General features: G+C 72.2%; 10 protein-coding genes. 8 read left to right on the top strand and 2 right to left on the bottom strand.

The features are described from left to right. Positions 1 to 97: 97 nt before the first annotated feature. From P2F65_RS16120 to P2F65_RS16090, 7 genes are all read left to right on the top strand, one after another. Complete coding sequence (locus P2F65_RS16120) at positions 98 to 1,744, top strand: NAD(P)-binding protein (protein WP_275810011.1); 1,647 nt, start codon at positions 98 to 100, stop codon at positions 1,742 to 1,744. Position 1,745: 1 nt separating this feature from the next. Further along, the gene (gene nifJ / locus P2F65_RS16115) at positions 1,746 to 5,315 is read left to right on the top strand and encodes a pyruvate:ferredoxin (flavodoxin) oxidoreductase (protein WP_275810008.1); all 3,570 of its coding nucleotides are present in this window, start codon (positions 1,746 to 1,748) and stop codon (positions 5,313 to 5,315) included. Beyond that, on the top strand, positions 5,315 to 6,343 hold the full coding sequence (locus tag P2F65_RS16110; protein WP_275810005.1) for a dihydroorotate dehydrogenase-like protein: 1,029 nt from the start codon (positions 5,315 to 5,317) through the stop codon (positions 6,341 to 6,343). The genes nifJ and P2F65_RS16110 overlap by 1 nt, the downstream gene beginning before the upstream one ends. Positions 6,344 to 6,538: 195 nt before the next feature. After that, a complete protein-coding gene (locus P2F65_RS16105; protein WP_275810002.1) occupies positions 6,539 to 7,600 on the top strand; it encodes a S8 family serine peptidase in 1,062 nt (353 codons plus the stop codon). A gap of 77 nt (positions 7,601 to 7,677) precedes the next feature. Beyond that, positions 7,678 to 7,800 (top strand): hypothetical protein, encoded by a 123-nt coding sequence (locus P2F65_RS16100; RefSeq protein ID WP_275809999.1) that lies wholly within the window; start codon positions 7,678 to 7,680, stop codon positions 7,798 to 7,800. A 203-nt stretch (positions 7,801 to 8,003) separates the two neighbouring features. Then, on the top strand, positions 8,004 to 8,744 hold the full coding sequence (locus P2F65_RS16095) for an alpha/beta fold hydrolase (protein WP_275809996.1): 741 nt from the start codon (positions 8,004 to 8,006) through the stop codon (positions 8,742 to 8,744). A gap of 63 nt (positions 8,745 to 8,807) precedes the next feature. Further along, entirely contained in the window at positions 8,808 to 9,617 is an 810-nt protein-coding gene (locus P2F65_RS16090) for an LLM class flavin-dependent oxidoreductase (protein ID WP_275809993.1), read from the top strand. A 52-nt stretch (positions 9,618 to 9,669) separates the two neighbouring features. Here the strand turns inward: P2F65_RS16090 and P2F65_RS16085 are convergent, their stop codons facing one another. Then, positions 9,670 to 12,747, bottom strand: coding sequence for a hypothetical protein (locus tag P2F65_RS16085; RefSeq protein ID WP_275809990.1), 3,078 nt, complete (start codon positions 12,745 to 12,747; stop codon positions 9,670 to 9,672). Between the two features lie 196 nt (positions 12,748 to 12,943). Here P2F65_RS16085 and arr point away from each other — a divergent pair, with 196 nt between their 5' ends. Then, a complete protein-coding gene (arr, locus tag P2F65_RS18470; protein WP_345803705.1) occupies positions 12,944 to 13,897 on the top strand; it encodes an NAD(+)--rifampin ADP-ribosyltransferase in 954 nt (317 codons plus the stop codon). Positions 13,898 to 13,905: 8 nt separating this feature from the next. Here the strand turns inward: arr and P2F65_RS16075 are convergent, their stop codons facing one another. Continuing rightward, positions 13,906 to 14,469 carry a dihydrofolate reductase family protein gene (locus P2F65_RS16075; RefSeq protein WP_275809987.1) on the bottom strand — a complete coding sequence of 188 codons (564 nt, stop codon included), beginning with the start codon at positions 14,467 to 14,469 and terminating at the stop codon, positions 13,906 to 13,908. Positions 14,470 to 14,511 lie beyond the last annotated feature (42 nt).

The following is a 14,511-nucleotide window of genomic DNA, read 5'->3' as shown; positions in this document are numbered from 1 at the left end:
GAAGGACCCTAGAGGTGGGAGCGCGGCACGGGCGACGATCGGGGGGACTTCACACGGGTGGCGTCGCCGAGCCGGCCGCCACGGCAGGGAGGCATCTGTGACGACGGGCGACCGCGACCTGACCCCGCTGGCGCCGCTCGGCCTCGGGAGGCTGCGGGCGGGCCCCGTCCGCCAGCGCCGACCCGTCTACGTGGACCTCCTTCCGCCGTGCAACGCCGGCTGCCCCGCCGGCGAGGACATCCAGGGCTGGCTCGCCCGTGTCCGCGAGGGCGACCACGAGGGCGCCTGGCGGCTGCTCACCCGTGACAACCCGTTCCCCGCGGTCCACGGGCGGGTCTGCTACCACCCGTGCGAGCGCGTCTGCAACCGGTCCGAGCTCGACGACGCGATCTCCATCCACGGGGTCGAGCGCTTCCTCGGTGACCTCGCCATCGAACGTGGCTGGCAGCTGGAGCGGCCGCAGCAGAGGTCGGGGCGGCGGGTGCTCGTGGTCGGCGCCGGGCCGAGCGGCCTGTCGGCGGCCTACCACCTCGCCAGGCTCGGTCACGAGGTCGTCGTGCGTGACAGCGGCGCGGCCCCCGGCGGCATGATGCGCTACGGCATCCCCGCCTACCGGCTGCCGCGGGACGTCCTCGACGCCGAGATCGCCCGCATCGCGGCCCTGGGGGTCCTGTTCGAGCAGGAGCGCCGGGTCTCGAGCCTGGCCGAGGAGATGCGCGACGGCGGCTTCGACGCGGTCTTCGTGGCGGTGGGTGCCCACCTGTCCAAGCGGGTCGACATCCCCAACGAGGACGCCGGGCGGGTCATCGACGCGGTCGCTTTCCTCCGGGGGGTCGAGTCGGGCGAGCAGGGGCCGATGACCGGGCGCGTCGCGGTCTACGGCGGCGGCAACACGGCCATGGACGCCGCCCGGGTCGCGCGCCGGCTGGGGGCCGAGGACACGGTCGTCATCTACCGGCGGACGCGCGCACAGATGCCGGCCCACGAGGAGGAGGCCTGTGACGCCGAGGCGGAGGGCATCCGGATCAACTGGCTGCGCACGATCAGCTCGATGAACGAGCACGAGCTGACCGTCGAGGTGCAGGAGCTCGACAAGCGGGGGCGCCCGCACGGCACCGGCCGGTTCGAGAGGCTCGCGGCCGACACGGTGATCCTCGCGCTGGGCCAGGAGAGCGACACCGGCTTCCTGCGCGAGCTCCCGGACGTGGAATTCGACGGCGACACCGTGAGGGTGGACCCCGTCACGCTGATGACGGGTGCGGCGGGGGTGTTCGCCGGTGGCGACGCCGTGCCGAGCGAGCGCACGGTGACCGTCGGGGTCGGCCACGGGAAGCGGGCGGCTCGCAGCATCGACGCGTGGCTGCGGGGGCAGGAGCTCACCCCTGCGGCCAAGCACCCGGTGGCGGACTTCGGCGCCCTCAACCTCTGGTACTTCGGCGACCACACCCGCCGGGAGCAGCATGAGCTCGACCCGCAGGAGCGGGTCCACGCCTTCGTGGAGGTGACCGAGGGGCTCTCGCCTGACGAGGTCGCTTTCGAGGCCGGCCGCTGCCTGTCCTGTGGCAACTGCTTCGAGTGCGACGGCTGCCTCGGTGCGTGCCCCGAGGACGCGGTCATCAAGCTCGGCAAGGGACACCGCTACCGGTTCGACTACACCGCGTGCACGGGGTGTGGCACCTGTTACCGCCAGTGCCCGGTCCACGCGATCGAGATGGTGGCCGAGGGCAGCGCGGAGGGGAGCTGACATGCGCGTGACGGTCGACGGCAACGAGGCCGCCGTGAGCGTGGCCTACCGGCTGAACGAGCTGTGCGCGATCTACCCGATCACCCCGTCCTCCCCGATGGCCGAGCTCGCCGACGAGTGGGCCTCCCGCGACCGCCCCAACGTCTGGGGCTCGGTGCCCACGGTCATGGAGATGCAGAGCGAGGGCGGGGCGGCGGGGGCCCTGCACGGCGCCCTGCAGGGTGGAGCATTGAGCACCACGTTCACCGCGTCACAGGGTCTGCTGCTCATGGTGCCCAACATGTACAAGATCGCCGGTGAGCTCACCTCCACCGTCTTCCATGTCGCTGCGAGATCTCTTGCCGCGCAGGGGCTTTCGATCTTCGGTGACCACTCCGACGTCATGGCCGTGAGGCAGACCGGCTTCGCCCTGCTGTCGTCGGCCTCGGTGCAGGAGGCGCACGACCTCGCGCTGGTGGCCCAGGCCGCGACGCTGCGCTCGCGGGTGCCCTTCGTGCACTTCTTCGACGGCTTCCGCACCTCGCACGAGCTCAACACCATCGAGCTGCTCGGTGACGACGTGCTGCGCGCCCTGGTGCCGGAGGACCTCGTGCGCCGGCACCGGTCGAGGGCGCTGACTCCCGAGCGGCCGTTCATCCGCGGCACGGCCCAGAACCCCGACGTCTACTTCCAGGCCCGCGAGACGGTGAACCCCTACTACGCGCGCACCCCCGCCATCGTGCAGGCTGCCATGGACGAGCTCGCCGAGCACTGCGGCCGGGCCTACCGGCTGGTGGAGTATGCCGGGCACCCCGAGGCCGAGCGCGTGGTCGTGGTCATGGGCTCCGGCGCCCAGACCGCCCGCGAGACGGTGGCACATCTCGTCGAGTCAGGGGAGCGGGTCGGCATCGTCCAGGTCCGCCTCTACCGGCCCTTCCCGGCCGCCGAGCTCGTCGCAGCACTACCGCCGACCGCGTCGCGGGTGGCCGTCCTCGACCGCACCAAGGAGCCGGGCGCCGGGGGCGAACCGCTCTTCCTCGACGTGGTGGCCGCACTCACCGAGGCGAGCCGGCACGGCGACGGGGGACGCCTGCCCCTGGTGGTCGGCGGACGCTACGGCCTGTCGTCCAAGGAGTTCACCCCGGGCATGGTGGCCGGGGTCTTCGAGGAGCTGGGCCGGCCGGACCCCCGAGCGCGGTTCACGGTCGGCATCGTCGACGACGTCAGCGGCACCAGCCTCACCTACGACCTCGACCTCGACATCGAGGACCCGGCGACGGTGCGAGCGGTCTTCTTCGGGCTCGGTTCCGACGGCACGGTCGGGGCCAACAAGAACACCATCAAGATCCTCGGCGCGGACCCGGCGATCTACGCGCAGGGCTACTTCGTCTACGACTCCAAGAAGTCCGGCGGCCAGACCGTCTCGCACCTGCGGTTCGGTCCCCACCCCGTGCGCGCGCCCTACCTCGTGCACCGGGCCGGCTTCGTCGGCTGCCACCACCTCGGCCTGCTCGAGAAGGTCGACGTGCTGGCTCGGGCGGCCGACGGCGCGACCCTGCTCCTGAACGCCCCGCAGCCGCCCGACCTGGTGTGGGACGCCCTTCCGCGCACGGTGCAGCAGCAGGTGATCGCCAAGGGACTGCGGCTGTTCGCCATCGACGCCGACAAGGTGGCCCGCGACTGCGGCCTGCCGGGGCGGACCAACACGGTGCTCCAGACCTGCTTCTTCGCGATCTCCGGGGTGCTGCCGCGCGAGCGCGCCATCGAGCAGGTCAAGGGCGCCATCCGCAGGACGTACTGGAAGCGGGGGAGCGAGGTCGTCCGGCGCAACGAGGAGGCGGTGGACGCGGCTGTGGCGGCCCTGAACGAGGTGACGGTGCCCGCCGCCACGACCTCGGTCCGTGAGCCCTTGCCCCCGGTGCCCCCGACCGCCCCGGCCTTCGTGCGGCAGGTGACGGCGGCCATGATGGCCGGGCGCGGCGACGAGCTGCCGGTGAGCGCGCTCCCGGTGGACGGCACCTTCCCCAGCGGCACCACGGCATACGAGAAGCGACGTATCTCGGACCTGGTCGCCGAGTGGGACCCGTCCACCTGCATCCAGTGCGGCACGTGCAGCTTCGTCTGCCCGCACAGCGTGATCCGCTCGAAGTACTTCGACGAGGGTGAGCTCGCCGACGCCCCAACGGGTTTCCGGAGCATGCCGCTCGACGCTGTCGGCCTGCCGACGACCCGCTACGCCCTGCAGGTCTACGTCGAGGACTGCACGGGCTGCGGCCTCTGCGTCGAGGCGTGCCCGGTGAGCCCCGTGACCGACGCCAGCCGCAAGGCCATCAACCTCGCACCGGTGGACGAGCAGGTCGAACGCGAGCAGCCCAACATCGCGTTCTTCGAGACCCTGCCCACGGCCGACCGCTCGCGCGTCGACTTCGGCACGGTGCGTGGCACCCAGTTCCTCCAGCCGCTCTTCGAGTTCTCCGGCGCGTGCGCGGGATGCGGGGAGACGCCCTACCTGAAGCTGCTGACCCAGCTGTTCGGCGAGCGGCTCACCGTCGCGAATGCCACCGGGTGCTCCTCGATCTACGGCGGCAACCTGCCGACGACACCGTGGACGAAGAACGCTGAGGGGCGCGGCCCGGCCTGGTCGAACTCGCTCTTCGAGGACAACGCCGAGTTCGGCCTCGGCCTGCGCCTGGCCGCCGACCTGCACACGAGGCTGGCGCGCGAGCGGCTCACCGAGCTGCGCCCGCAGGTCGGGACCGAGCTTGCCGACGCGATCCTCGACGCTCCCCAGGTGCGCGAGTTCGAGCTGGCCGCGCAGCGCGAGCGGGTCGCCGAGCTGAACCGCCGGCTGAGCTCGCTGGAGGGGTCGGCCGTCGAGGACCTGCGCAGCGTCTCGGACCACCTGCTGCGTCGCAGCGTGTGGATCGTGGGGGGCGACGGGTGGGCCTACGACATCGGCTCCGGGGGGCTCGACCACGTCCTGGCCAGCGGTCGCGACGTGAACGTCCTGGTCCTCGACACCGAGGTCTACTCCAACACCGGCGGCCAGTCGTCCAAGGCGACGCCGCTCGGCGCCGTAGCCAAGTTCGCCGCTGCCGGAAAGACGATGGCGAAGAAGGACCTCGCCCTCCAGGCGATCGCCTACGGCAACGTCTACGTCGCGCGGGTCGCCATGGGCGCCGACGCGCAGCAGACCCTCACCGCCTTCCGGGAGGCCGAGGCCTTCGACGGTCCGTCGCTGATCATCGCCTACAGCCACTGCATCGCCCACGGCATCGAGATGAAGGACGGCCTCGACCAGCAGTACCGGGCCGTCGCGAGCGGCCACTGGCCGCTGGTGCGCTACGACCCCGTGGCCCGCGCGGGCGGTCGCAACCCGTTCATGCTCGACTCGCCGCGGCCGCGGATCCCGCTGGAGGACTACATCTACCGAGAGCTGCGCTACCGCATGCTGCGCAACGCCGACCCGGTGGAGGCAGAGCGGCTGCTCGCGCTGGCGCAGGAGGCGGTCGACCAGCGCTGGGCCACCTACGAGGAGATGGCGACGCGCAGCGCCAGCCAGTTCACCGCCGACGCGCGAAGGAGCTCGTGATGGACCTCTCGACCACCTACCTGGGACTGCCCCTCGCCAACCCCATCGTCGCGTCGGCGTCGCCGATGACGCGCAGTGTCAACGGAGTTCGCAAGCTCGCTGCTGCAGGCATCGGCGCCGTCGTGCTGCCGTCCCTTTTCGAGGAGCAGCTGCGCAAGGAGCAGGAGCGCGACGAGGAGCTCGTCGAGGCACGTGCTGACGCGTTCAGCGAGGCACTGACGTTCTTCCCTACCGGCTACAGCGGCCTGCCGGGCCGTCCGCAGCGCTACCTCGACCTCGTCGAGCGGTCCGCGGGCGTCGTGGACGTGCCGGTGATCGCCAGCCTCAACGGCAGCACGCCCGGGGGGTGGGAGGACTTCGCCAGGTCACTGCAGGACGCCGGCGCGGCCGCCATCGAGATCAACGTCTACTTCGTCCCCGGCGACCCGCACATGACCGGGCGAGAGGTCGAGGAGACGCACCTCGCGATCCTGCGCCGGGTGCGGTCCGTCGTGTCCATCCCGGTCGCCGTGAAGCTGAGCCCCCACTTCAGCTCGCCCGGCGAGGTGGCGCTGCGGCTCGACCAGGCCGGTGCCGACGGCCTGGTGCTGTTCAACCGCTTCCAGCAGCCCGACATCGACGTGGAGACCCTGGCCGTCCAGCCGTTCGCGGGCTTGTCCCGGCCCGACGACGCCCGGCTGGCGCGCACCTGGATCGCGATCCTGCGCCGCCACGTCGCCGGCTCCCTCGCCGCGACCACAGGGGTGGATCAGTGGGACGACGTCGTGAAGTACCTGCTGTCCGGCGCCGACGCCGTCATGACCGCCTCCGCCCTCATGCGCCACGGCGTCGAGCACGTCCCGGCCCTGCTCGACGGGCTCACGCAGTGGATGTCGCGCAAGGGCTTCACCACGCTGGAGGAGGTGCGCGGCCTGCTGGCGGTGCCGGCGGGGGTGGACCCCACGGCCTACGAGCGGGCGGGCTACGTCAGCGCGCTGGAACGGGCCCGGAGCACGTACGGCGACCTGCGGCTGGTCGCGCCCGCCTGACCCCGCGCGCCTGGTCCCGCGCGGCTGACTCCACGCAGCTGACTCCGCGCCCTCGGAACCGATCACGGCCGCCACGGGAGGTCAAGGGATGGTCAAAATGTCCGGTATGCCGTGTCCTGGGGCAGGGCGCCTCGTTGGGCAGTGGGCGGGTGGACCTCACCTGCGCACGACCGACGACCCCCGAAAGGTTCAACCATGCGACCTCGTGCACTCACCGGTGCCGCCGCCGCAGGGGCGCTCGCCCTGGCCGGCGTCCTGTCCACGGCACCCACCGCCCTGGCGGCCACCAACGACCCGCTCTACGGGAAGCTCTGGGGCCTGCAGCAGGTGAAGGCTGAGCAGGCCTGGGCCAGCAGCACGGGCACCGGCACCGTGGTGGCAGTGGTCGACACCGGCATCGACTTCTCCCAGCCCGACCTGCAGGGCCAGATCCTCCAGGGCGCCACCTTCACTGGCTGCGCCAAGGGCCAGCGTCCCTGCGGCAACGGTGACTTCCGCGGCCCGGACGGCCAGAACAACGCCGACGAGCACGGCACCCACGTCGCCGGCACCGTCGCGGCCGTGCGCGGCAACGGTGTCGGCGTGGTCGGCGTGGCGCCCTCGACCAAGATCCTCCCCGTCAAGGTGCTCGAGGACGGCTCGGGCTCCGGCGAGGACATCGGCGACGGCATCCGCTGGGCCGCCGACCACGGCGCCGACGTCATCAACCTCTCGCTCGGCTCGATCCCCGGCGGCCAGGCGTTCGCGATCACCGGGCTCGACTCCGCCATGCAGGAGGCCATCGCCTACGCCCGCTCCAAGGGTGTGCTCACCGTCGCTGCAGCGGGCAACAGCTCGACCGCCCTGTGCAACGACCCGGCCTTCACCAGTGAGGGCATCTGCGTGGGCGCCACCGACCGCAACGGGCTGCACTCGTGGTACTCCGAGCTGCCGAACAAGACCGACTTCAAGTCAGTCTCGGCACCCGGCGGCGCCGGCCTGACCAGCTGCGACGACGACATCTGGTCGACCGTGCCGAAGGGCACCGGCTCCTCGGCGTGCGGCCAGGCCGACTACGACGCCTACGCCGGCACCTCGATGGCCACCCCGCACGTCGCCGGTGTCGCGGCGCTGCTCTACGCGCAGGGCCGCACGGTCGACCAGGTCGAGGACGCCCTGCTCGGCACCGCGGTCACGCCGGGCACCGGCAGCCGTGGCACCTGGACGCCTGCCTACGGCTACGGCGTCGTCGACGCGCAGGCAGCGGTCGGCAGCTGATGAGCAGCCTGCTGCGGGACGTCCAGCAGTGGGCCTCCCGCAGCAGGTACCCGTCCTGTCGAGGAGGGTGCCCCGTCATGGCTCGTCAGGTCCCACACGTCCTGCTGCCGGCGCTGCTCGCCGCAGCGGCGGTGGTCGGCACCCTCGGCCCGGCCACCTCCGGCCCGCGCGGCATGACGTCGTTCCTCGTCACCTCTTGACGCCCGGCCTGCAGGGATGGGGATGCTGGCCGGGCGTCGGCAGGCGTCCGGCCCAGGACCGATCGCCTCGGCGGCTCAGGTGACCGGCACGGGATCTGGGCGCCGCCGCCCATCGACGTGTGGACGGCGGCGTGAGCCGGTGACATCAGTGTTGCCACCGCGTCAGACCGCGCCGGCCCCGCGCCAGGCAGCACAATGGCGCCATGAGCAGCACCCCCAACGCCGAGGTACCCGCCCACGTCGTCCTCATTCCCGGCTTCTGGCTCGGTGCCTGGGCCTGGGACGACGTCGTCGCCCACCTGCGCGAGCGCGGTGTGACGGCGCTCGCCCTCACCCTGCCGGGCCTCGAGCCCGACCATCCCGATCGCGGCTCCGTGCGTCTGGAGGACCACGTCGCCGCGATCGAGGCCGCGCTCGCGCTCGCTCCGCAGGGCGCTCGCACGGTGCTGGTCGCGCACAGCGGAGCAGCCGTCCCCGCAACCGTCGCCCTGGACCGGCACGTGGACGAGGTCGACCACGTCGTCTGGGTCGACACCGCCCCGGTCGTGGACGGGTATGCCATCGACCCCGATGTGAGGGGCAGCGAGCACCCGCTCTCAGCCCAGTACGACGAGGAGCTCGAGCAGGGATCGATGGCGGGTCTGAGCGAGGAGCAGCTGGCCACCTTCCGTGAGCGTGCCGTTCCGCAACCCGCAGCCTCCCTCCGCGACGTCGTGAGGCTCTCCGACCAGCGTCGTCTCGACGTGCCGGGCACCATCGTGTGCACCGCGTTCCCGGCTGCCGAGTACCGCTCCTACGCCGAGCAGGGGATGCCGTTCCTGGCCGGCGTCCTGCAGCACAGGCGGCTGGAGCTTGTCGACCTGCCGACTGGTCACTGGCCGATGTGGAGCCGGCCGGCCGAGCTGGCCGACATCATCGCCCAGGCAGCAGCGGCAGAGGAGTGATGGCCTGGGGGCTCACCGGCCGAGCTGCCCCGTCTGTCCCACCTGTGTGAACGGAGTCCGGACATGACCAGACCGTTTCGGTTCGGGGTCGTTGCCCCGCTGCTGACTGACGTGCCCACGTGGCGGGACCGGGTGCGCCGCATCGCCGACAGCGGCTACTCGACTCTGCTGATGCCCGACGTGCCGCAATGGCAGCCTGCGCCGGCTCCCACCCTCGCGTTTGCAGCGGCCCAGACGGACCTTTGCGTCGGCACCTGGGTCTATGCCTCGCCGCTGCGCCCAGCCTGGAGCACCGCGTGGGAGGCGCACTCGATGTCGGTGCTCACCGAGGGTCGCTTCGAGATGGGCATCGGCACCGGGCGGCCCGGGATCGAGGACGAGCTCCGAGAGCTTGGGATGCCCGCCGCGTCACCGAGGGAGCGGCTGGCCCAGGCGCGCGAAACGGTGGCGTTGCTGCGTGACCTGGACGGCCCCGATGTCCACACCCCGGTAGTCATGGCGGTTCGGGGGCCGAAAGCTCAAGCGCTTGCCGTCGAGGTCGCCGACACGGTCACCGTCGCCGCGCTGTCGAGCGACACTCGCGCCGCGGTCGCCGGCATAGCCCGCGACCTCCGCGCTGCGCGGGACGTCGAGCTGGCGCTGCACGTGCCGGTCGTCGGCGACGCTGTCGCGCCGTTCATGGCATCCGCGCGGGACACCGATCCGGTTTCGTTGCGGGAATCGGACTCCTTGGCCGTGCTCCCGGATGACCCGGCGGCCGCTGCCGAAGAGATCCAGAGGCGACGTGAGGAGATCGGCTACTCGTACTTCGTCGTCGGCATCGACTCCGCCGAGGTGCTGGCCCCGATGGTGGCCGAGCTGGCCGGCCGGTAGCACGTCCAGCCACGGGAGCCGACGTCGATGGGCTTGCCGCCACGGTGCTGCGTCAGTGCCAGACCACGATCCCGTCGAGGATCACCGTCTTCGATGAGGTGGTCCGCACCACCACACTGCCGGTGCGGGTGACGGACTGAAGTGGCAGCGAACGGACCTGGCGGTAGGAGGTCGTGGCGGAGTACAGGCTGACGCGGCCGAGCCGGATTCCCGCGTGGTAGACGTCCACGGCGCCGCAGGTCGGGCAGGTGGTCGCCACGATCGAGATGCGACGAGCCTGCACCGAGGTGCGGGTGAGGGACCGCCCGCTGGCGGCGGCCCGCGAGTAGGTGCCGTAGGCGTGCGCGCTGCTCATTCCTCTGGTCCATCCTGATGAGGCAGTGAGGGACCGGTCATCGAGTGTCACGGAGGTGCAGCGCTCACCGCTCCAGGCGCCGGTGTTGCCTGCCGTGTCACGCGCGCGGACGCTGAAGCAGTAGTGCCGCCCGGCCGTCAGCGTGGTCGTCAGGCTGGTGCCCTTCAGGGCACGCCATGAGGTGGGGTAGCTGAGCGCCCCGAACTTCCCGTTGACCGGTGCGCTGCGGTAGCGGGCCTCGATGGAGCTGAGGCCCGAGCCGCCGCTGTCCTTGGCCGTCCACGCAAGCTTGAGCGTGGTGCTGGTGAGGGCGGAGGGCAGCGCGCCGAGCGCGACGGTGGGTGCCTGGGTGTCGACAGACCACGTCCGTTGGGCGACCGCGGAGACCTGCCCGCTCGGGTCGGTGACGCGCGCTGCGACGGTGTGTTGTCCCGGCGTGAGGCCGGTGAGCTTCCACGTCGCGGTGCAGGACGACCATGCGCCCGCGTCCAGGCGGCACTCCCGCCGGAGCCCGCCGGGGGCGTCGTCGGGGTCGGTCGCGCCGATGGACAGACTGGCGGTCGAGGCGGTCCACGCCGCACCGGTCACACTGCCGGCCGGCGCGGCGGAGAGCGGGACCAGCCACGACACCGAGGAGCCCCCGGGCAAGCTTCGCACCAGTGCCGGGCGGGCCCCGCGGAGGTCGAACAGCTGCGTGGTCGGAGTCTCGCCGTAGGGCGCCCCCGTGACGGCGAGCCATGCTCCGGTGGGGTCCCAGGAGAGGTCGGTGGCACCGGGGTGGACTCCGACGAGGGCGGACGTGCCCCCGCTGAGACTCATGATGCGGATCTCTCCCGAGCCGCCCCAGCCGGTGAGGGCGTAGGCGAGCCGCCCGGTGCGGGACACGGCGACCGCGGCAGCGCCCCTCGTCCCCGGGACCGCTGTCCGAGTGCCTGTCCTGGGGTCGACCCGCACCACCCCGGCCCCGGAGTCCTCCGTGGCGACCAGCGCGGCGCCGTCCGGAGTCCAGACCGGGTCGGACAGCCCCACGGAGCTCGGCACCGCGCTGGGGTCTCCCGCGGCGGTGGGGACCGTGATCAGCGAGGAGGGCCTGGTCTGCGCTCCGGTGTAGCCGCGGCGCAGCAACACCACCTTCGACCCGTCCGGGCTGACGTCGGGTTCCCCATCGGCGAAGGTCGGGTCGTACGTCAGGCTGCGCAGCACGTTTCCGGTGGGACCGAGGAGCTTCACGTACCCGCTGTAGGGCCCCTCGCTGACCGCGATCGACGTGCGGGTCGGCGACGTGGCGATCCCATCGGTGGAGGCCGCACGGGTGCCCAGGGTGCCACCGTTGGTGACGCCACCGTCTGCGTCGTAGGCACGCACCCCGGTGGGGGTGGTGAGCAGCAGCCACCGCGAGGCGATGGTGAGGGGGATCGGCTCGGAGGCGACCTCGCGCCCATCGGTCGTCAGCAGGACCAGTCTCAGCGCGTGCGCGCCGGTGCTCGGCGCGGTCAGCGAGGTGGCCGTGAGGTGGCTCTCGGTCCGGGTCTGCAGGACGACCGGAGTGCCGCCGACCACGTCCTCGACGCGCCAGCCGGCGATGAGGCGGGAGTCCAGCGTCCGGGGCGCCGTCCAGGACAGGTTCACCCGCCCGGGCGAGCTGGACCCCGCCAGGGCCTGCGGCCCGGAGTGGGCCGGTGGCTGCTGTCCGACCACCGCGCCCAGCTCCCACTCGCCGACATCGGTCAAGAGGCTGAGGACGCCCTTGCCCTCGGGAGATGCGGCCGGGCCCGCCGCATAGCCGACGGTCACGGTGCACACCGCTCCCGGCTCCAGCGTCAGGCCCTCACAGGTCGAGCCCACCACGGCCAGTGGCGCGGACGTGGACAGTGGGGCGTCCACGAGCCGGGCGGCTCCCAGCACCACAGGATCGCTGCCGGAGTTCGTCACGTCGACGTCCGTGGTGGTCGACTGCTCCGGAGCCGCGGTCATCAGCGACAGCCGCGGTGCGGTCAGGACCCGAGTCGGATCGGGGGTGTGCCAGCGCAGCTCGGCGCGCAGGCGGTGCCCGTTCTCGCAGTCGAGGGTCGCGTCCACGCTGATCGACGCGTAGAAGCCGTCCATGGACGCCGCGGCCCTGGAGACCGTCGCGGTCCCGCCGGGTGCCGCCCCTCCGGCCGCGCTGCCGCAGAAGTCTCCTGCCATCGCCCGCAGCTGCAGCTGGCCCTCTCCGTCACCGACGGCGTACGTGCCGTCCTGCACGTGTCGAGGCAGCACAAGCGCCTGTCGCCAGGAGCCGGCGGAGAAGGAGACGCCGTTGTCCCATCCCTGGGTCAGGGCGGGCGTGCTCGTGGAGTCCGCGACCACCGTGGAGCGCTCGGTCTCGTCACCCCCGGCAGCCTCGTCCCAGACCAGCGTGAGCGAGACGCGGTCCGGGTCGTAGGGCCCGGCCCAGGCCGGCACCCGCGCCGTGACGGGCGACGACTCGGCGCTGTCCCCCGCGGAGTTGCGGGCGGTGACGGTGTAGGCGACGTCGACGTCGACAGGGGCGCCGCGGTCGCCGTAGCTCCACGAGCTGGAGGTCGTGGAGGTGCTGACGACCCAGTCGGCGTCATGTCCACTCGCCCGCCGATGAACGACATACGAGGTCGGTGTGCCGCCCGTCTGCGTGGACCCGCGCGTCCAGCTGAGCATCACTCCGTCGACGCCGACCACCGTGCGCAGGCCCCACGGGGCCTCCGGAGCCACGGTGGCAGCCGAGGAAGCGGCTGCCCCCGTGAGCATGGCGGCCATGGTCATCACTGCAGCAACGAGGAAGCCCAGAGTGTTGCGCTGCCGTGCCGTCAAGGTGTCTCCGGTGGGTCCTGCGGCAACGGGCCGGCCGGCCGCAGCCCCCCTGGCCGCGCGGGCACAACTGTAAAGGCGTGGACAGGCGCACACGGCAGATTTCGCCCAAACCACGCAGCAGTGCTGTGCGAAACTCCAGGAGATGCAGACACGCCGGGGTGACTTCGAGCTGACGGTGGACGAGCTGCGGGCGATTGCCGGGTATGCCGCGGCGTGCGCCGAACCTGCGCTCGTCCTCTTCCGGAAGGTCCGCCCCGATGACCCTCGCCCGGCGGCGGCTCTCCACGCCGCGCGCGTCTTCGCCGAGGGGGCGCCCCGTTCGCGCCTCCAACGGACTGCCGCGGCCGACGCCCACCGCGCAGCGAGGGACGCCACGAGCGAAGCCGCCCGGCACGCAGCGATGGCCGCAGGGGACGCCGCCGCGGCGGCATACCTCCACCCGCTGGCGAAGGCGACGCAGGTGCGCCACATCCTGGGGTCGTCGGCCCATGCGGCCCGGGCTGCCGAGCTCGCAAGCGGCGATGACCCGGTGGTCGCGGAGTACGTGGTCACCGCCGCCGCCAAGCGGGCCGTGCCGGTCGTCCTCGACGTGCTGAGCCGCTACCCGCGGGCGCCGAAGGGGCGCAGCCGGGTCGCGGCCCTCATGGAACGGCTCGACAGCCTGCTTCGGGACCCACCCCCGACGCCGCGCGTGGTCGACGACCCCGGGCCGTTCTTCCACGGGACCAGGGCCGACCTGCGTCCGGGTGACCTGCTCACACCGGGCTGGCGCTCGAACTACGGTTCGGGACGTCAGGCCAAGCACCTCTACCTGACGGCCTCACGCGAGGGCGCGCCACTGGCTGCCGAGCTCGCGCGCGGCGAGGGACCGGGTCGGGTGTTCCGGGTCGAGCCCCTCGGCGCGATCGAGGACGACCCCAACGTCACCGACAAGCGCTTCCCGGGAAACCCGACCCGGTCCTACCGGACGACCGAGCCCCTGCGGGTCGTCGAGGAGGTCACCGGCTGGGAGCCTCCTCCGCCGGAGGTGGTCCGACACCTGCGCGAGCGCATGGCCGAGCTGGCCGAGCTTGGCATCGAGGCGATGGACGACTGACGGCGGTATCAGCCGGAGTCGTCGCGCACGCGCCGGTACCGCTCGTAGATGACGCGCGAGCCGAACGTCCTGGTCTCGACCAGGGCCAGCGGGATGACCTCGGTCACCGGCGGCAGGAAGGGCGTGCCGCCACCGACGACGACCGGGTTGCGGAACATGTGCAGCTCGTCGACGAGGCCGAGCTCGATCGCTGAAGCGGCCAGACCCGCACCGCCGATCGCGACGTCCTTGTCGGTCGCGGCGAGCGCCGCCGCGGCTTCCTCAGCCAGCGATGCCCTCGCGAGCCGGGCGTTGCCCTCGACGCTGTCGAGCGTGCGGCTGAAGACCACCTTCGGGATGGCACACCAGGCATCGGCGAACGCGGCCTCGAGCTCGGTGTCGCGCATCGAGGAGTCCGTCTCCCACGGCAGCATGGTCTCGTACAGCCTTCGGCCGCACAGAAAGCCGCCGAGCTCGCGCGTCTGCTCGACGTGGAAACGGAACTGCTCCTCGCTGGGCACCGACCACTCGAACCCGCCCTCGCGGTCGGCGATGAAGCCGTCGACCGACACACTCATCGAGTAGATCAGCATCGGGCTCTCCCTCCCCTTTCAGGGTGCTCTGTCACAGCCAGT

It is taken from the genome of Knoellia sp. p5-6-4, from assembly GCF_029222705.1.
Taxonomy (GTDB): domain Bacteria; phylum Actinomycetota; class Actinomycetes; order Actinomycetales; family Dermatophilaceae; genus Pedococcus_A.
This window is presented reverse-complemented; position numbering and strand designations above follow the sequence as displayed.